Source organism: Mesorhizobium amorphae, assembly GCF_014843845.1.
GTDB classification, from domain to species: domain Bacteria; phylum Pseudomonadota; class Alphaproteobacteria; order Rhizobiales; family Rhizobiaceae; genus Mesorhizobium; species Mesorhizobium amorphae_A.
This window is the reverse complement of record NZ_JHQS01000017.1, coordinates 230,422-248,863: the sequence shown is the minus strand read 5'-3', so window position 1 is coordinate 248,863 and position 18,442 is coordinate 230,422. Positions and strand designations below refer to the sequence as shown.

The window sequence follows — 18,442 nt, the reverse complement described above, 5'->3', positions numbered from 1 at the left end:
CTGCACAAGAGCATCGTCGGCCCGCCGATATCGCCTGGCTGCGATCACTACCGCCTCGCTCCAGGTTTTGCATGAGGCGCTGTTGAAGACGGCGAAGGATGCAGCTTCCATCCAATGGCACGGAACAGGACCGGCGCAGCAACGTCTTCAACAAAAATAAGCCCCGTCTGCTTTGGATGAAGCTGGCGGGGCGGAGGAAAAGTAAGGCTATGGGCCTTAGCTACCAGAGAATTGTTAAGCTGATGTGACAGGCATAGGCTGCGGCTCATTCAACGTGGGAACGGAGCCGGTCACGCCGCCTACGGCGAGCGTTGCTCGCTCCAGACACTGCATGAGGCGCTGTTAAAGACGGTGAAGGACATCACCGGCAAGATGCAGCGTTCCCCTGTTCCCCTACGGCCGGGTACAGCCGCTGCCCGCAAGCCTTGCCCCGGCGATAAAGCCTGTCTCGTTCCGTCGTATGAACGGCGACGCAATGCCATAAGCCATTCGAGCTAGGCTGATGGCCTTTCGTTCATGGAAAGTCCGGCACGCGTTCCTAGCTACGTTAGTGCTCACTAAAGGCGTTTCACCGGCCTCGTGCCATTCATGGGTTCAAACCGTGAACAAAAACTGGCATGGTGCCCGTCATGCCGATCATTTCCCCGATTCCCCTCAACCCTTTGATCGACGGCCGACAGTCGGAGCGCGCCATGCTGGTGCGGCGTGGGGTGCAGCGACTGTTGATGGACATGGGCGCGCATGTGCTGCCTGAACTGTCCTTGGCCACCGGGCGCCGCGCCGACCTCGTCGCGATGACGCGCCAGGGCGACATCTGGATCATCGAGATCAAATCCTCGATCGAGGATTTCCGGGTCGACCGCAAATGGCCCGACTACCGGCTGCATTCCGACCGCTTCTTCTTCGCCACCCATCCCGGCGTGCCCCAGGAGATCTTTCCCGAGGAATGCGGCTTCATCCTTTCCGACGGCTATGGCGCCGAGATCCTGCGCGATGCGCCCGAGCACCGCATGGCGGCTGCGACACGCAAGGCGCTGATGCTGAGGATCGCGCGAGCGGGCGCCTCGCGGCTGCTGGCGGCGGAGCTCGCGGGCGTCTCGGTGCCGGCGCTCGAGGGCGAGAGCGAATAGCAGTGCGTCGCGCAGGCGACAGGCCTGGCGCGTCGCCGGCTGGCGACGGAGTCAGATCGGAGCTTTGCGCCGGCCCGCCCCATCGCCTGAGAAGGTTTTTTGACCTCGCACCGATGATTTCCGCCTGCCTGCGCTGTCCTGATCAACAGGCGCGCTCGGATGGTCCGGCGGCCGGAAAGAGAGGTGATCCATGGGATCGTTAGAAGGTCAGAATGTTGTCGTCATCGGAGGCAGCCGGGGAGTCGGCCGCTCGATCGTAGAAGCAGCACTTGGCGAAGGGGCGACCGTTCTCGCCGTCGCCCGCGGCGCGGCAGCCCTGACAGAGCTCTTCAACGAGATGCCCGGTGTGAAAACCCTTGCGTCCGACGCGACGAAGGAGGCTGCGCCCGATTCGGTTTTCAAGGTGCTGGAGCCGGACGTCCTGGTGATCTGCGCCGGCGCTCTCGCGCCGTCCGCCCCCATCCAGGAGCAGAGCTGGGAGGTCTTCTCGGCCAACTGGGACATGGACGTCAAGGCGTCGTTCCTGTTCTGCAAGGCAGCGCTCCAGGGCCGGCTCAAGCCGGGGAGCCGGGTGGTGCTGATCTCCAGTGGTGCTGCCTTTAGCGGTGGGCCGCCGAATTCAGGCGGCTATTCCGGCGCAAAACGCATGCAGATGTTCCTGGCCGGTCACAGCCAGAAGGAAGCGGACCGGCTCGGCCTCGGCCTGCGCTTCATGGCACTTGCGCCGGCGCGCATCATGCCGGGCACCGGCGTTGGTGACCGCGGTATCGACGGCATTTCGGCCTATATGGGCATCCGACCGAAGGACTTCCTGGCGAGCATGACCGACATGCAGACACCGGCCGATGTCGCTCGCGCGGTGGTCGCGCTCGCTACCGGCAAACCGCAAGGCAGCTCCTTCACGGTGAGCGGCAGCGGACTTGCGGCGGCGGCATGAGGCGCGCAGGATGTCAGCCGACTTCAGCACCGCAGGCTCCGTATGACAGACGCTTCTGGCCCTGTTGAGCCCTTGGGCCGGCCAGGCCAGCCGATCCTCTGGCCTTCGAGCGCCTGACAGTGGTCCATCGCCGCGAACTCAAGCTGCATTGCTATCGGATGATGGGTTCACTGCACGAGGCGGACGACCTCGTCCAGGACAGCTTTCTGCGGGCCTGGCGCGGGAGGTCGCAATTCGACGGACGAGGCTCGGTTCGCGGCTGGCTCTACACGATCGCCACCAACAGCTGCCTCAACGCCCTCAAGGCGCGGTCGAGGGTGCATCGCATTCTCCTTGAGCCCGAACGGCCGCCCTCTGACTCGAGGGCGACCGGCGGGCCCGCCGCCGAGCTCAACTGGCTGGAGCCTTATCCGGACGCGGAGCTTCCGGATCTGGTCGACGACAAACCGGGTCCGGACGCGCGCTACGAGGCCCGTGAAGCGGTGCAACTCGCTTTCGTCGCGGCGATCCAGCTTCTGCCGCCCAGGCAGCGGGCCGCCCTTTTGCTTTGCGACGTGCTTGGCTGGTCAGCGGCCGAGACGGCGCACTCGCTGGGCGGTTCGACCGCTTCTATCAACAGCGCCCTGCAGCGGGCCCGCGCAACGCTTGGCCAGAGCTATCCTCGGGGGCGTCCCCTGCAGCGATCGCAGCCCAACCCGCAAGAGGGGCTGCTGCTCGAACGCTACATGCAGGCCTGGCAAGCGGACAACCTCGACGGCCTCGTCGACCTGCTGCGCGAAGACGCCACCTACCACATGCCGCCATGGCGGGAATGGTACCGAGGGCGAAAGGCGATCCGGGCTTTTTTCGGGACCGTCTGGGGCAATTTTGCCGGCTATCGCGCGGTGGCCACCGGGGCCAATGGCCAGCCCGCGGTCGCGGTCTACGCGCGCAGCCATCAGAACCTTGCGTGGCTGCCCCATTCTCTGCATGTCATCGAGCCCGCCGACGGGAAGATCGCCTCGTTGACGATCTATGTGCCGCCGCTCGGCCCCTCATTGTTTGCTGCCTTCGGTCTGCGGCCAGCCTAGCCTTCGTCCGCCCCATCGGCATCTCCCGCCGCCGGTGCCACCAGCAGCACGGCGGCGCCAAGCAGCGCGGCGATCAGGGAGCCGGCGAGGATACCGACCTTGACCGCATCCTGCAGCGCCACGTCGCTGGCGAAGGCGAGCAGGCCGATGAACAGGCTCATCGTGAAGCCGATGCCGCACAGAAGCGAGATGCCGACCAGGTGCAGCCAGCCAGCATTCGCCGGCAGGTCGGCGAAGCCCAGCCGGATGGCTAAGGCCGAGGAGCCGAAGACGCCGACCAGCTTGCCGGCGACGAGGCCCGCGGCCACCCCCAGCGTCAACGGCTCGACCAGTGCGGCCAGGCTGACGCCAGCGAGCGAGACGCCGGCATTGGCGAAGCCGAAGATCGGGATGACGATGAAGGGCACGATTTTGTGCAGGCCGTGTTCAAGCCGATGCAGCGGCGAATGCTCGAGGTCGTGGCTGATGCCGGGAGAGCGTTCGAGAGGAATGGTCAGTGCCAGCGCCACGCCGGCGAGCGTAGCGTGCACCCCCGACTTCAGCACCAGCGCCCACAAGACGATGCCGAGCACGAGGTAGGGCACGAGTGTCAGCACCCGCATGCGGTTGAGCACGACGAGCACCGCGATGACCGCGAAGGCGGCGCCCAGATAGGCGAGGGACAGGCCGCTGGTGTAGAACAGCGCGATGATGATGACGGCGCCGAGATCGTCGATGATGGCCAAGGCGGTGAGGAAGATTTTTAGCGAGGCCGGGACGCGGTTGCCGAGCAGCGACAAGACACCAAGGGCAAAGGCAATGTCGGTGGCGGTCGGGATCGCCCAGCCAGACAGGGCAGCGGTGTTGTCGCGGTTAATAGCGACATAGACCAGCGCCGGAACCACCATGCCGCCTGCCGCCGCAATGCCCGGCAGCACGCGCCGCGGCCAGGTCGAGAGCTGGCCATCCAGCATCTCGCGTTTGATCTCCAGCCCGACGAGCAGGAAGAACACCGCCATCAGCCCGTCATTGATCCAGTGCGAGACGCTGAGCGGCCCGAGATAGGCGTGGAGGGCGGCAAAATAGGTTTCGGACAGCGGCGAATTGGCGACGATCAGGGCCAGTGCCGCGGCGCCCATCAGGATGATGCCGCCGGCCGCCTCGCCGTCGAGGAATTCGCGAAAGATGGAAACCGGCCGCGCTGTGTCGTCCCGCATATCGCCTCCGTCACTTCGGAATCGCCTTGGCAGATGATGCGCAAGCCTTGGTTGCGAGGCAAGCAGCCCGCAAGTCAGCCCGTGGTTAGCGTGGCGCGCGTTTGGCCAGGATCCGCTGCAGCGTGCGGCGATGCATGTTGAGCCGGCGCGCGGTCTCCGAAACGTTGCGGTCGCACATTTCGTAGACGCGCTGGATGTGCTCCCAGCGGACGCGGTCGGCCGACATCGGATTCTCGGGCGGTGCGGCGCGTTCGCCCGATGTGCGGGTCAGCGCGGCAAAGATGTCGTCGGCGTCGGCCGGCTTCGACAGATAGTCGATGGCGCCGAGTTTTACCGCCGTCACCGCGGTGGCGATGTTGCCATAGCCGGTGAGGATGACGGCGCGGGCATCGTCGCGCTTCTCGCGGATGGCAGCAACGACATCGAGGCCATTGCCGTCGCCGAGCCGCATGTCGACCACCGCGTAGGCCGGCGGATGGGCGCGTGCTTTCGTCACTGCCTCCTCGACGCTGTCGGCCGTCTCGACCACGAAGCCCCTGGTTTCCATGGCGCGGGCAAGCCGCGTCAGGAACGGCTTGTCGTCATCGACGATCAGCAGCGAGGTGTCCTCGCCTTCAACCATTGCGCCAGTCGTTTCGTCTCCGCTCATCGCTTCCAGAATTCCTGCTGCCTTAATTTTACGCAGATACAGTTCCGCAGCACTATTGTCCAATTCTTAGAGCCTGCAGCCGGGCCTGATGAGGCCACTATGCAGGTTTCAGGCGGTGTCGAACATGCTCGACGACGATTCGGGATTGAGGAAGACGCTGCGCGGCCACGATATCTGCACCACAGCACCCTCGCCCAGCCCGCTCGAATTGCGGAAATCGAGTGTAGCGCCAGAGCGTTCGAGCAAGGTCTTGGCGATGAACAGGCCAAGGCCCAGGCCGCCGCCGGCCTCGTTGCCCTGGCGCGTCGACATATAGGGCTCGCCGATGCGGTCGATGATCTCCGGCGGAAAGCCCGGCCCGTCGTCGATGATCGAGAAGGAGACATGGTCGTCGTCCCAGCTCCAGCGTACGGTAACGGTCTTGCGGGCGAAGTCGACGGCGTTCTCGACCAGATTGCCGAGGCCGTAGATGACGCCCGGGTTGCGGCGCCCGACCGGTTCGGCACCGATGCGCTCGCCCGGCCGGAGCTTGATCGAGATGCCGAAATCGCGGTGCGGCGCTGTCACTTCCTCGACCAGCGAGGTCAGCGGCAGGCGCGACAGATGCGCCTCGCCCTCGGAGGACAGGCTGGTCAGCCGTTTCAGGATTTCGCGGCAGCGCTCGCTTTGCGAACGGAGCAGCGTCACGTCCTCGCGGTATTTCGGGTCGTCGCCGAGCACCTTCTCCATCTCCTTGGCGACAAGCGCGATGGTGGCAAGCGGCGTGCCCAATTCATGCGCGGCGGCGGCGGCGAGACCATCCAGAGCGGAAAGATGCTGTTCGCGCTGCAGCACCAGTTCGGTGGCGGCGAGCGCGTTGGCGAGCAGGCGCGCCTCCTCGGCGACGCGAAAAGCGTAGATGGCGGTGAAGGCGATGGACGAGAACACCGCCATCCAGATGCCGGCGACATAGACGAACGGCATCTCCAGGCGCGCGCCTTCGTGCCAGGGCAGCGGCTGGTGGAAAAAGACCAGCAAGGTGGCCGCCGCCATGACCAGCGCGCCGAGCACCGCGGTGAGGCGCAGCGGCAGCGACGCCGCCGAGATGACAACGGGCACGGTCATCAGCACTGAGAACGGGTTGGTGAGGCCGCCGGTCAAATAGAGCAGGCCGGCAAGCTGCAGGCTGTCGAAGGTCAGGATGACAAAGGCCGACAGCGGGGTCAGCCGATGCGCCGCCGGATAGCGAAAGGTCAGCCATAAATTCATCCAGGCCGAGCAGGCGATCAGCGCGAAGCACATGCTGACCGGCAGCGGGAATTTCAGCCCGTAGGCGACGAGAAGCACCGTCAGGCTCTGGCCGACGATGGCCAGCCAGCGCAGCCTGATCAGCGTGTTGAGGCGCAACCGCTGGCTCTGCTGGAAATCAGGCGCGTTGAGAATTTTGATCATGGCCAAGGATTATAGCCGGGAAAGGACAAGCGGTAGATGTTTCTATCCGGAAGCATCACGTCCCGCGCGGTTTTGCTCGGCTGGTGGCGGCGGCGAGCAGCGGGTTCTCGGGCCAGACATGCCGAGGATAGCGGCCGCGCATGTCGGTGCGCACATCGGCCCAGGAGCCGCGCCAGAAGCCGGGCAGGTCGCGCGTCGTCTGGATCGGCCGGTGCGCCGGCGACAACAGTTCGAGCGTCAGTGGCACACTGCCGCCCGCGATCGCCGGATGCCGGTCGAGGCCGAACAATTCCTGCACGCGGATCGCCAGCACCGGCCATTCGCCGTCATAGCGGATCGGCACATGGCTGCCCGACGGGGCATCGAAATGGGTCGGCGCCAGCGTCTCGATCCGGCGCTGCAAATCATGCGGCACCAGCGCCATCAGGCCTGATGAAAGCGTGCCAGAACTGATCGCCGCGAAGGACGACGCGCCGGTGAGGAACGGCAGCAGCCAGTCGTCGAGGCGTTCGATCAATGCCGCGTCGGACACATCGGGCCAAGGCTCGCCGAGGCCACGATGCAGCCAGCCCAGCCGCTGGCGCAGCGTCTCGGCCTCCTTGCCCCATTCCAGCAGCGACAGGCCGTGTTCGCGCAAGGCATCGAGGATCGCCTGATCCGCGTTGGCGCCCGATGGCGCCGGCAGCATGCGTTCGGCGAGCGTGATGGCGCCGAGTCGAGCCGTTTCGCGAACGCGCACGGCACGCCTGTCGCGGTCGAAGCTCGTCTCGCGGCGGGTCTCGATCCTGTCGGCGAGTGCCGCACGGATATCGGCCTCGTCGACCGGAGCCGCCGCGCTGATACGGGCGTTCTGCGCCTTGCCCTGCAAATCGGCGACGACCAGCCAGGTCTCGCCCGCCAGCGCATCGGCGGCGTCGAGCATGGCGCCCGAGCCGTTGGCCAGCACAAAACGGCCGCGCTCGCCGCGTGCCCTGGCGACGCGGTCCGGCCAGGCGTGGATGAGCAGGGCACCTGCAGATGCCGGCTCATTGTTCTTCACACCGCCGGCCTGTTTCGCCAGCCGCTCGGCAAGCTGGCGCGCCGCTACGGCGCGCGGCGATTTCTCTGTGCGAAACCGCATCAGCCGTCGCTCGAGGTCGGCGCCGTCGCCGCCAAGGCCGCGCTCGGTGAGCAGCACGGCGAGCGTCGCCGCCTCGAAGGCGTGGCCGGTTCCGGCGGCTTCGGCCACCATATGGGCTAGCCGCACCGGCAGCGCTAGCTTGCGCATCGCGGCGCCCGCCTCCGTCAGGCGCCCGGCCTCGTCGACTGCGAGCAGTGCGCTGAGCAGCGTCCTCGCCTCGTTGAGTGCTGGCGCCGGCGGCGGATCGAGGAAGGAAAGGCTCGCGGGATCGGCGACGCCGAAGGCGGCGCAATCGAGCAGCAGGCCGGAAAGGTCAGCCTCGAGGATCTCCGGCGGCGTGAAGGCGGGAAGGGCCGCCGTCTGCTCGGCCCGCCAAAGCCTGACGGCGACGCCGGCTTGCGTGCGTCCGGCGCGGCCGGCGCGCTGGTCGGCCGAGGCGCGGCTGACCCGCACCGTCTCCAGCCGCGTCAGGCCGCTGGCCGGCTCGTAGCGCGGCAGCCGCGACAGACCGGAATCGATGACGACGCGCACGCCGTCGATGGTGATCGAGGTTTCGGCGATCGAAGTCGCCAGCACCACCTTGCGGCGACCTGGAGGCGCAGGTTTGATCGCCGCGTCCTGCGCCCTGTTGTCGAGCATGCCGTAGAGCGGCACGATATCGGTGTCGGAGCCGATCCGCTCGTGCAGCCGCTCGGCGGTGCGCTCGATCTCGCGCTGGCCGGGCAGAAAGGCGAGCACGCTGCCGCTCTCCTCGGCAAGTGCCGAACGGATCGCCTTGGCCATCGCGTCCTCGATCGGCACGCCGGCCGGCCGCTCGTCGTAACGGATGTCGACGGGAAAGGCGCGGCCCTGGCTTTCGATCACCGGTGCGCCGGACAGCAGCCTGGCGACGCGCGCGCCGTCGAGCGTTGCCGACATCACCAGCAGCCTGAGGTCCGGCCGCAACGCGCCCTGCACGTCGAGCGCCAGCGCCAGGCCGAAATCGCCGTCGAGCGAGCGCTCGTGGAATTCGTCGAACAGCACTGCCGAAACACCCGGCAACTCCGGATCGTCGAGGATCATGCGCGACAAAACGCCTTCGGTGACGACGAGGATTTTCGTCCGGGCCGAGGTGCGGTTCTCCATGCGCATGGCGTAGCCGACCGTGCCGCCCGGCTCCTCGCCGATCAGCTCGGCCATGCGGCGGGCCGCGGCGCGGGCGGCGAGCCGGCGCGGCTCGAGCAGGACGATCTTGCCCGTGCGAAGCCATGGCGCGTCGAGCAGCGCCAGCGGCACCAGCGTCGTCTTGCCGGCACCGGGCGGCGCCACCAGCACGGCGCTGTTGCGCCTTTCGAGCGTCTCGCCAAGCGCCGGCAGCACGGCGGATACCGGAAGCTCCGGCAGGGGGTTTTTGCTCATTGTCCTCGGGGTATACAGCCAGTCCGCATTGCCCGCATATCAGCGACAGCGACCAGCGCGCAACCGGACCATTTCCGGCCGGCTCAAAGCCGGGTCCGCGAAAACGGGTTCCAGCGCACCATGCCCAGCCGCACCTCCTCGCGCACCATGGTCAGCAGGCCGGAACCGCCGACGACGGCGAGGCCGACCAGCGACAGGGCATCGGGATACTCGCGGAAGAACAGCGCACCGAGGATCACCGCCCAGACGATCTGCGAATAATGCGTCGGCGCGATCCGGTTGGCGGGTGCGTATTTGACCGCAAGCAGCTGCAGCAGCTGTCCGCAGGAGGTGAAGGCGCCCGATATGACAAACCATACCAGCTGCCTGGCGTCGGGCAGCGTGAACGAGGTGGCGGCAGCGCCGATGCCGTTGAAGACCAGGCCGTAGCCGATCAGCACGCCGAGCATGGTCGTGCGCTTTTCCTGCTGGGCGAGCGAGCGCATCAGGATGACGCTGGCGGCGGCCAGGAAGGCAACGCCGAAAGCGGCGAGATGGCCGAGATGCAGCTCGCGAAAACCCGGCTGCACGACCAGCATGACGCCGGCAAAGCCGGCGACCACCGCCAGCCAGCGCCAGGGGCCGACCTTCTCCTTGAGAACCACGGTTGAGAGGATGGTGACGCAGAGCGGCGCCAGGAAGATCAGTGCATAGGCTTCGGCCAGCGGGATGGTGGTGAAGGCATAGACGCTGAGCACGCCCGACGCGATGCCGGCCCAGGCGCGCGCCTGCACCGCCCAGGGCCGCTTTGTGCGCCAGAAGTCACGCCAGCGTTCGCCGTTCGGCCGGGTGAAGAGCAGGAAACAGCCGGAAAACAGCGTCGAGAAAAAGCCGATCTCGAAGACGCTGAACTGCCCGCCAAGGCTTTTGACAACGGCGTCGTTGCACGAATAGCTTGCATAGGCGATCAGGGCGAGCAGGATTCCGTTCGGCACGTTGTTCCATTTCCGGGGAGAGTAGAGTGAAGGTACTGGCGCTCGGCGCGCATCCGGACGACATCGAGATCTTCCTGTTCGGTACGATGGCCGCCTATGCCACGCAAGGCGCAGAACTGGCTTTCGCCATAGCCACGGATGGCGCCAAAGGCGGCCGCGGCGACTCGGCAACGCTTGCCCGCGTGCGCCGCGAGGAGGCCACGGAAGCGGCAGGGCTGCTCGGTGTTGTCCCACGCTTCCTCGACTTTCCGGACGGCGCGCTCGTCGCCGACGCCGCCCTGATCGCGGCGCTCAAGACGCTGATCGGCGAGGTGAAGCCCGATCTCGTCATCACCCATGCGCCGAACGACTATCACGGCGACCACCGCGCGCTGTCGGACGGGGTGCGCATCGCAGCGTCCTTCACTGTGGCGGTGCTGCATGCCGACACGCTTGGCGGCACCGGCTTTTCGCCGACGCATTACGTTGAGATAACAGCCCACGCCGACATCAAGGCGCGGGCGATCCGGGCGCATCGCTCGCAGGATCCCGAGCGCTTCGTCGATGCGGCGCGTGTGCAGAACGAATTTCGTGCCGGCCAGTGCAACGGCGCACCGGGTGCGCTCGCCGAAGCGTTCCGCTTCGAACCGGTGTTCCCCTTCGCCGACATCCGCGCTTTGCTGCCGCCGGCGCCTCCGATCAGGCCGGTGACGGTCAGCACGAAGAAGGTCAGGTAAGCCGGTTGCCGACCCGTCGGGCACCCTGACAGCCACCATCCTCCCGGAATTTTCTTAGCCAGCTCAAAGCCTTCGCAAGCCATGCTGCGATGCAGCAACGAATTCGCTTGCCTTGTTTAGTAAAGATGGCATTACTAAACAAATTACTAAACATCCGCCGCGCTGCCGCGCCGCCATGTTTGGGCCCCTGAGGAGAGGGGTTAGCGGGCTCTTGAAACCGTCATCCGGACGCGTTTCGCAAATGGGAGGAAGGCATGAAATCGACCTTGAAACTGACGTTGGGTCTGGCCTCGGCGATGCTTACGTCGACAGCCGTCTCGAACGTCGCGCATGCGGAAGACCTGACGCTTTGCTGGGCAGCCTGGGACCCGGCCAACGCACTTGTGGAACTGTCCAAGGATTTTACCAAGGAAACCGGCATCGGCATGAAGTTCGAATTCGTGCCGTGGACCAACTATGCCGACCGCTTCCTCAACGAGCTCAATTCGAAGGGCAAGCTGTGCGACCTGATCATCGGCGACAGCCAGTGGATCGGCGGCGCGGCCGAGAACGGCCACTACGTCAAGCTGAACGACTTCTTCGACAAGGAGAAGATCAGCATGGACGACTTCGTGCCGGCGACCGTGGTCGGCTATTCGGAATGGCCGAAGAATTCGCCGAACTACTGGGCGCTGCCGGCCATGGGCGACGTCGTCGGCTGGACCTACCGCAAGGACTGGTTCTCCAAGCCGGAACTGCAGAAGGAATTCAAGGAGAAGTATGGCTGGGATCTCGCCGCTCCGACGACCTTCGACCAGCTGAAGCAGATCGCCGAGTTCTTCCAGAAGCGTGAGATCGACGGCAAGACGGTCTATGGCGCGTCGATCTATACCGAGCGCGGCTCGGAAGGCATCACCATGGGCGCCATGGACGTGCTCTACAGCTTCGGCTTCAAATACGAAAACCCCGAAAAGCCCTACGAGATGGACGGCTTCGTCAATTCCGAGAAATCGGTGAAGGGGCTGGAGTTCTACAAGGCGCTTTATGACTGCTGCACGCCGCCCGGCGCCTCGAACAGCTACATGGGCGAAGGCGTCGACGCCTTCAAATCCGGGCAGGTGGCGATGCACATGAACTTCGCCTTCACCTGGCCGGGCCTGCAGAAGGACGAGAATGTCGGTGGCGACAAGATCGGCTACTTCGCCAATCCCAAGGGCCCCGACGGCGACCAGTTTGCCCAGCTCGGCGGCCAGGGCATTTCGGTGGTCTCCTATTCCGACAAGCAGGAATCGGCGCTCAAATACATCAAGTGGTTCGCCAACAAGGACGTGCAGGCCAAGTGGTGGTCGCTTGGCGGCTTTTCCTGCCTCAACGCGGTCGTGAAAGACCCGAACTTCCCGGCCAGCCAGCCCTATGCGCAGACCTTCCTCGACTCGATGGCCATCGTGAAGGACTTCTGGGCCGAGCCGAGCTACGCGCCGCTGCTGCAGGCCTCGCAGAAGCGCTTCCACGACTATGTCGTCGCCGGTCAGGGTTCTGCCAAGGACGCGCTTGACGGCCTGGTCAAGGACTGGACGCAGGTCTTCCAGGACGACGGCAAGATGTGAACGGCTCCTCCCGAGCTCGACCCCAGAGCGGATGATTTCGGGTCGAATAGACCTGAAATCATCCGCTCCGGACCAAAGAGAGAGTGAGCATGATGTCGTCCGAAAACCGCTTCACACTTTTCGGCATCATGCTCTCGGTCCCGTGCCGCCCTTGGCACGGGACGCAGTTCAGATAAATTCCATTGTCGAGACGTAAAGTGACCGAAGCAGGACTCACCATGCTCAATCGGACTGCGGACAGCGTTGCCCGGGCCACGCCTGAGCCGTTGGCCCGCCGGGTCCGAGGCATCAGCGACAAGGGCCTCGCCTGGCTGTTCATCTCGCCGACGATCCTTTTGCTGCTCGCGATCAACATCTTTCCGCTGTTCTGGGCGATCTATCTGTCCTTCACCAACTACCGGGCCAACCGGCCGAACGAGGTGGTGAAGAATCTGGGTCTCTCCAATTACAGGCGCATCCTCGGCGACCAGGACATCTGGATCGCCATGCAGACGACAGCGCATTTCGTGTTCTGGACCATCCTTTTGCAGACGCTGATCGGCTTCACGCTGGCCTGGCTGATCGACCGCAAATTCCGCGGCCACGCCTTCTGGACGACGATCATCCTGGTGCCGATGATGCTGTCGCCGGCGGTGGTCGGCAATTTCTGGCGCTTCCTCTACGAGCCGCAGATCGGCCTGTTCGCCTATGCCATCTCGTTCGTGTCGGGCATTCCGCCGACGGACATCCAGATGCTTTCCAACGTCTCGCTGGCGCCGTGGTCGATCATCATCGTCGACACCTGGATGTGGACCCCCTACGTGATGCTTATCTGCCTCGCCGGCCTGCGCTCGATCCCCGAATACATCTATGAGGCCGCCGAGGTCGACCGCGCCTCCAACTGGCGGCAGTTCTGGTCGATCACGCTGCCGATGGCGCTGCCCTTCATCATGCTGGCGGTCCTGTTTCGCGGCATCGAGAATTTCAAGATGTTCGACATGGTCAATCTGCTCACCGGCGGCGGGCCGGGCTCGACGACCGAGGTTGCCTCGATCACGCTGAAGCGGCAGGCTTTTGAGAGCTGGCGCACCGGCTATTCCTCGGCCTTCGCCATCATCCTGTTCGTCGCGGTGTTCGGGCTGGCCAACATCTACGTCAAGGCGCTGAACAAGGTGAAGCAGAGATGAGCCTGACCACAGCCCATTCCGTCGTCGCACCTTCGGCAAACGCGAAGCTCATCGCCGGCACGATCATCGTCGCCTATGCGCTGATCTCGATCGTGCCGCTGCTGTGGATCTTCGCCACCAGCTTCAAGACGCCGCCGGACTCGATCGCCTATCCGCCGAAGGTCGTGTTCCAGCCGAGCATCGAGGGCTATTGCAACCTGTTCACGACGCGCACGAGGCAGACGCCGGAATATATCAACTCGCTGGGACCGGCGACCGGCTTCTGCGACGAGACCGTGCGCAAGCGCAACATGGTGATCGCCGGCCCGTCCAACTTCCTGCCGCGCTTCGTCAATTCGCTGATCATCGCCTTCGGCTCGACCTTCTGCGCGGTGTTCCTGGGGACGCTGTCGGCCTATGGCTTCTCGCGCTTCAAGGTGCCGTTGGCCGATGATCTTCTGTTCTTCATCCTGTCGACGCGCATGATGCCACCGATCGCGGTCGCGATCCCGATCTACCTGATGTACCGCGAGCTCGGCCTCTCCGACACCGCGCTCGGCATGATCCTGCTCTACACGGCGGTGAACGTGTCGCTCGCCGTCTGGCTGCTGAAGGGCTTCATCGACGAGATCCCGCGCGAATATGAAGAAGCGGCGATGATCGACGGCTATACGCGGCTGCAGGCTTTCTGGCGCACGGTTTTGCCGCAGGCGACGACCGGTATCGCGGCGACCGCGATCTTCTGCCTGATCTTCGCCTGGAACGAATATGCGTTCGCCGCTCTGCTGACCTCCGGCACGGCGCAGACCGCACCGCCCTTCATCCCGACCATCATCGGCGAAGGCGGCCAGGACTGGCCGGCGGTGGCCGCCGGCACGACGATCTTCCTGGTGCCGATCCTGGTCTTCACCATCCTGCTTCGCAAGCAATTGCTGCGCGGCATCACCTTCGGCGCGGTGCGCAAATGAGCTTGACCCAACCGACGAAACGCAAATCGCGCTGGCCAGTGTGGGCCAGGCGCGGCCTGATGGAAAACATCGCGACAGTGATCATCGCCATCGGTTTCCTGATGCTGTTTCAGCCCTTCGCGCTGTCGCTCTACACCTATTCCTTCATCACCATGCTTTTCGGCACGGCGATGTTCATCGTCGTCTCGAAGTTCCCGGAGTAGACGATGGCCGAAATCCGCGTCCAGAACCTGAGAAAGGCCTTCGGCGATTTCGTCGCCGTGCAGGATTCCAGCTTCGTCGTCGAGGATGGCGAGTTCTTCGTCATGCTCGGACCGTCGGGCTGCGGCAAGACGACAACATTGCGCATGATCGCCGGGCTGGAACTGCCGACCGGCGGCAACATCCTGCTCGGCGGCGAGGACGTCACCATGCGCCGGGCGCGGGAGCGCGACATCGCCTTCGTGTTCCAGCTGTTCGCGCTCTATCCGCATATGAATGTGAGGAAGAACATCGGCTTTCCGCTGCTGGCGCAGGGAATGCCTTCAGCCGAAATCCGCCAACGGGTGGAAGAGACGGCAAAGCTGCTGCGCATCGACCATCTGCTCAACAAATCCGTCTCCGGCCTGGCCGGTGGCGACCGCCAGCGCGTCGCGCTCGGCCGCGCCATCGTACGGCGGCCAAAATGCTTCCTAATGGACGAGCCGCTCGGCACGCTCGACACCGAATTCCGCGATCTGATGGTGCATGAGCTGCGCGAGCTGCACAACCGCATCCACGCCACCACCGTCTATGTCACCCACGACCAGATGGAAGCGATGTCGATGGCCGACAAGATCGCTGTCATGAACCATGGCGTCATCGAACAGTTTGGCACGCCGCGCGAGATCTACGATCGTCCCGCAACCATGTTCGTCGCCGATTTCATCGGCTCGCCGCCGATGAATTTTTTGGGATTTGCCGGCGGACTGGCAAGAGGTGCGAAGGAGATCCTCGTCCAAGGCGCCAAGGTGGCGGTGCCGGAGGTGCGCGAGGATATCGCCCCCGCCGACATGGCGCTCGGCATTCGTCCCGAACACATCCGCTTCGACGATGCCTCAAAGCTGCGCGGCGCCATCTACGGCACCGAATATCTCGGCACCACGCAGATCGTCGCGGTGGAGACGGCGGACGGCATCATCAAGGCACGGGTGCCGGCCGAAATCCGGCTCGCCGCTGGTGACCATGTCGGCCTTTCGCTGAACAGCGCCCGGCTGTCGCTGTTCGACAAGGGGTCGGGACGCGCGGTCAGAACCGCGATCCATGACTCAGCCTCCCAGGGGAGAGCGCATCATGGCTGACGTGCACATCAGAAACGTGAGCAAGAGCTTCGGCGAGCAGGTCGCCGTCAGCGGTCTCGACCTGCACATCGCCGACGGTGAATTCGTCGTATTGCTCGGACCGACCGGCGCCGGCAAGACGACGACGCTGCGCCTGATTGCCGGGCTGGAGCGGCCGGATGCCGGCACGATCCACATCGGCGGCCACAATGCCACCGCGCTGTCGCCGGCCGAGCGCGACACCGCCTTCGTCTTCCAGCAATATTCGCTCTATCCGCATCTGTCGGTCTACGACAATTTGGCCTTTCCGCTGCGTTCGCCGGCGCGAAAAATGCCGGAAGACCAGATCCGCCGCCGCGTCGAGGACGTGGCGAGGATGGTGCGCATCCACCACAAGCTCTCCAACCGCTCGACGAAACTGTCGGGTGGCGAGATGCAGCGTGTCGCCATCGGCCGGGCGCTGGTGCGCAAGCCGGCGATCTATCTGATGGACGAGCCACTGTCGTCGCTCGACGCCAAGCTGCGCGGCGATCTCCGGCTCGAGCTGAAGCGCATCCAGGCCGAGCTCGGCGCCACCATGCTCTATGTCACGCACGACCAGATCGAGGCGATGACCATGGCCGACCGCATCGGCATCCTCGCCGATGGCGTGCTGGTGCAGATCGGTACCCCGCGCACGATCTATTCGGAGCCGGCAAACCTCCATGTCGCGGCACGGCTCGGCCAGCCGGCGATCAATCTGTTGCCGGCGGGGTTGCTGCCCGACGGCGGTGCGCCTGCCGGAACCCAGACCATTGGCGCGCGCACCGAGCATCTTTCGATCGCCAAGGCGGCGAATGGCCATGCCGACGGCATCGTCGACTGGGTCGAGCATCTCGGCGATCAGAACCATCTGCATGTCACGGTCGGGGCCAAGAAACTGGTGACGCTGACCGACCCCGACACGCCGCTGGCGAAAGGCGACAAAGTCACGATCCGCTACCGCGCGCCGCTTTATTTCGGCGCGGACGGGCAGAGGCTGATGTGAGCGGTTCGAAATGTTCTTCATCCGGAACCTTGCAACGCCGGATTTCTGATTGACTGACGCGGCACGGGACGGGACGAATTCGATGAAGCACTTTTTCAACCGCAGGGACTCGATCGTCACCGAAGCGCTGGACGGTTTGCTCAGGACAATTGGCGTCGGCGATCTCGCGCGTCTCGACGGCTATCCCGAGATAAAGGTTATCCTGCGCGCCGACTGGGACAGGACGAAGGTGAGCGTCGTCTCCGGCGGCGGCGCCGGCCATGAACCCTCGCATGCCGGCTTCGTCGGCAAGGGCATGCTGACCGCCGCGGTTTCCGGCGAGATTTTTGCCTCGCCGAGCGTTGAAGCGGTGCTGGCGGCCATTCGCACTGTTACCGGCCCCGCCGGCTGCCTGCTCATCGTCAAGAACTATACGGGTGATCGCCTCAATTTCGGCTTGGCCGCCGAGAAGGCGCGCGCCGAAGGCTTTCGCGTCGAGATGGTGATCGTCGCCGACGATATCGCGCTGCCCGACATCGCCCAGCCGCGCGGCGTCGCCGGCACCTTGTTCGTGCACAAGATCGCCGGGCACCTGTCGGAGACCGGCCATGACCTGGCGGCGGTCGCAGCTGCGGCGCGCGCGGCGGCCGCCGATATCGTTTCACTCGGCATCTCGCTCTCGTCCTGCTCGATCCCCGGACAGCCGCACGAGGAAAGGCTGGGGGCCGGCGATGGCGAACTCGGTCTCGGTATCCATGGCGAGCCGGGCGTCGAACGCATTGCCGTCCAGAGTGCCGAGAAACTGGTTGCGATCATGGTGGACCGTATCGCCGCGCGGCTCGATCCGGCAGCCGACTATGCGCTGCTGATCAACAACCTCGGTTCCGTGCCGCCGCTGGAGATGGCGCTTGTCGCCAACGCCGTGCTTGCCTCGCCGTTGGCGGCGCGCGTCACGCTTACCATCGGACCGGGGCCGCTGATGACGGCGCTCAACATGAACGGTTTTTCCCTGTCGCTGATCCAGCTCGATGCGGGACGCGAGGCGGCCCTGCGGGCGCCGGTGGCGCCGCACGCCTGGATGCCGGCTCGAGCCGTCCGTGCACCGGCAATCGTGCCGCTGGCAAGCGCGCCCGTCCGGCGCACCGCAAGGGAAGCCAGCAAGGACGCGCATACCGAGCGCCTTGTCGTCACGATCTGCGAACGGCTGATCTCGCTCGAAGCGCCGTTGAACGCACTGGACGCCAAGGCCGGAGATGGTGACACCGGCTCGACAGCGGCGACCGGCGCGCGCAGCGTGCTCGACCGACTTGGCACCCTGCCGCTTGCCGACCCTGCCGCGACCCTTGGCGAGGTCGGCGATATTCTGAGCAAGTCGATGGGCGGCTCCAGCGGGGTTCTGCTGTCGATCTTCTTCACCGCCGCGGCGCAGGCGCTGGAGGGTGGCGCCAGCGTGAGCAAGGCGCTGCTTGCCGGCCTTGACCGGATGATCTTCTACGGCGGCGCCAGCCCAGGCGACCGCACCATGATCGATGCCCTGGAGCCCGCCCTGAAGGCGCTCGACGCCGGCGGCCTGGAGGACGCGGCGGCGGCGGCGCAACGGGGTGCCGAAGCCACTGCCGCCATGCGCAAGGCCAAGGCCGGGCGGTCCGCCTATGTCGGCAGCCAACTCTACGGTGTCGTCGACCCCGGCGCCTGTGCCGTGGCCGAAGTCTTCGCGGCCGCGGCTGCCTTGCTTGCGGCGGCCTGACAGGAAGGCGATGCTGCACATGTCGGGCACGGGTTCTTTCCACATTGCCGACAGAGCAGGAGCCGGGAGCA

General features: G+C 65.2%; 16 protein-coding genes. 11 read left to right on the top strand and 5 right to left on the bottom strand.

Annotation, left to right across the window (positions count from 1 at the left end; genetic code table 11):
• Nucleotides 1–629: 629 nt before the first annotated feature.
• From DH08_RS11470 to DH08_RS11460, 3 genes are all read left to right on the top strand, one after another.
• Entirely contained in the window at nucleotides 630–1,130 is a 501-nt protein-coding gene (locus DH08_RS11470) for an MmcB family DNA repair protein (RefSeq protein ID WP_192179404.1), read from the top strand.
• A 190-nt stretch (nucleotides 1,131–1,320) separates the two neighbouring features.
• Nucleotides 1,321–2,067, top strand: coding sequence for an SDR family NAD(P)-dependent oxidoreductase (locus DH08_RS11465; RefSeq protein WP_192179403.1), 747 nt, complete (start codon nucleotides 1,321–1,323; stop codon nucleotides 2,065–2,067).
• A 119-nt stretch (nucleotides 2,068–2,186) separates the two neighbouring features.
• Nucleotides 2,187–3,137: an RNA polymerase subunit sigma-70 gene (locus DH08_RS11460; RefSeq protein WP_345892376.1), complete on the top strand. Its 951-nt coding sequence runs from the start codon at nucleotides 2,187–2,189 to the stop codon at nucleotides 3,135–3,137.
• Here the strand turns inward: DH08_RS11460 and nhaA are convergent.
• The 5 genes from nhaA to DH08_RS11435 all read right to left on the bottom strand — a co-directional run bounded on the left by nhaA (nucleotide 3,134) and on the right by DH08_RS11435 (nucleotide 9,905).
• Nucleotides 3,134–4,333 (bottom strand): Na+/H+ antiporter NhaA, encoded by a 1,200-nt coding sequence (nhaA, locus tag DH08_RS11455; RefSeq protein ID WP_192179402.1) that lies wholly within the window; start codon nucleotides 4,331–4,333, stop codon nucleotides 3,134–3,136. The genes DH08_RS11460 and nhaA overlap by 4 nt on opposite strands.
• 85 nt (nucleotides 4,334–4,418) lie before the next feature.
• Nucleotides 4,419–4,982, bottom strand: coding sequence for an ActR/PrrA/RegA family redox response regulator transcription factor (locus DH08_RS11450; RefSeq protein WP_040584356.1), 564 nt, complete (start codon nucleotides 4,980–4,982; stop codon nucleotides 4,419–4,421).
• Between the two features lie 108 nt (nucleotides 4,983–5,090).
• Nucleotides 5,091–6,413: an ActS/PrrB/RegB family redox-sensitive histidine kinase gene (locus DH08_RS11445; protein ID WP_192179520.1), complete on the bottom strand. Its 1,323-nt coding sequence runs from the start codon at nucleotides 6,411–6,413 to the stop codon at nucleotides 5,091–5,093.
• A gap of 55 nt (nucleotides 6,414–6,468) precedes the next feature.
• Entirely contained in the window at nucleotides 6,469–8,931 is a 2,463-nt protein-coding gene (gene hrpB, locus DH08_RS11440) for an ATP-dependent helicase HrpB (RefSeq protein ID WP_192179401.1), read from the bottom strand.
• An 83-nt stretch (nucleotides 8,932–9,014) separates the two neighbouring features.
• A complete protein-coding gene (locus DH08_RS11435) occupies nucleotides 9,015–9,905 on the bottom strand; it encodes an EamA family transporter (protein ID WP_192179400.1) in 891 nt (296 codons plus the stop codon).
• Between the two features lie 26 nt (nucleotides 9,906–9,931).
• Here DH08_RS11435 and DH08_RS11430 point away from each other — a divergent pair, with 26 nt between their 5' ends.
• The 8 genes from DH08_RS11430 (at nucleotide 9,932) to DH08_RS11395 (ending at nucleotide 18,371) form a co-directional block, all read left to right on the top strand.
• On the top strand, nucleotides 9,932–10,621 hold the full coding sequence (locus tag DH08_RS11430; protein ID WP_192179399.1) for a PIG-L family deacetylase: 690 nt from the start codon (nucleotides 9,932–9,934) through the stop codon (nucleotides 10,619–10,621).
• Between the two features lie 254 nt (nucleotides 10,622–10,875).
• On the top strand, nucleotides 10,876–12,207 hold the full coding sequence (locus DH08_RS11425; RefSeq protein ID WP_192179398.1) for an ABC transporter substrate-binding protein: 1,332 nt from the start codon (nucleotides 10,876–10,878) through the stop codon (nucleotides 12,205–12,207).
• Nucleotides 12,208–12,425: 218 nt separating this feature from the next.
• Complete coding sequence (locus DH08_RS11420; protein WP_192179519.1) at nucleotides 12,426–13,373, top strand: carbohydrate ABC transporter permease; 948 nt, start codon at nucleotides 12,426–12,428, stop codon at nucleotides 13,371–13,373.
• Complete coding sequence (locus DH08_RS11415; RefSeq protein WP_120012003.1) at nucleotides 13,370–14,320, top strand: carbohydrate ABC transporter permease; 951 nt, start codon at nucleotides 13,370–13,372, stop codon at nucleotides 14,318–14,320. The genes DH08_RS11420 and DH08_RS11415 overlap by 4 nt, the downstream gene beginning before the upstream one ends.
• Complete coding sequence (locus tag DH08_RS11410; protein ID WP_192179397.1) at nucleotides 14,317–14,523, top strand: hypothetical protein; 207 nt, start codon at nucleotides 14,317–14,319, stop codon at nucleotides 14,521–14,523. Before DH08_RS11415 ends, DH08_RS11410 begins: the two co-directional genes overlap by 4 nt.
• A gap of 3 nt (nucleotides 14,524–14,526) precedes the next feature.
• Nucleotides 14,527–15,639 carry an ABC transporter ATP-binding protein gene (locus DH08_RS11405; protein WP_192179396.1) on the top strand — a complete coding sequence of 371 codons (1,113 nt, stop codon included), beginning with the start codon at nucleotides 14,527–14,529 and terminating at the stop codon, nucleotides 15,637–15,639.
• Nucleotides 15,632–16,645: an ABC transporter ATP-binding protein gene (locus DH08_RS11400; RefSeq protein ID WP_192179395.1), complete on the top strand. Its 1,014-nt coding sequence runs from the start codon at nucleotides 15,632–15,634 to the stop codon at nucleotides 16,643–16,645. Before DH08_RS11405 ends, DH08_RS11400 begins: the two co-directional genes overlap by 8 nt.
• Nucleotides 16,646–16,727: 82 nt before the next feature.
• Nucleotides 16,728–18,371: a dihydroxyacetone kinase subunit DhaK gene (locus DH08_RS11395; protein WP_192179394.1), complete on the top strand. Its 1,644-nt coding sequence runs from the start codon at nucleotides 16,728–16,730 to the stop codon at nucleotides 18,369–18,371.
• The last annotated feature ends 71 nt before the right edge of the window (nucleotides 18,372–18,442 follow it).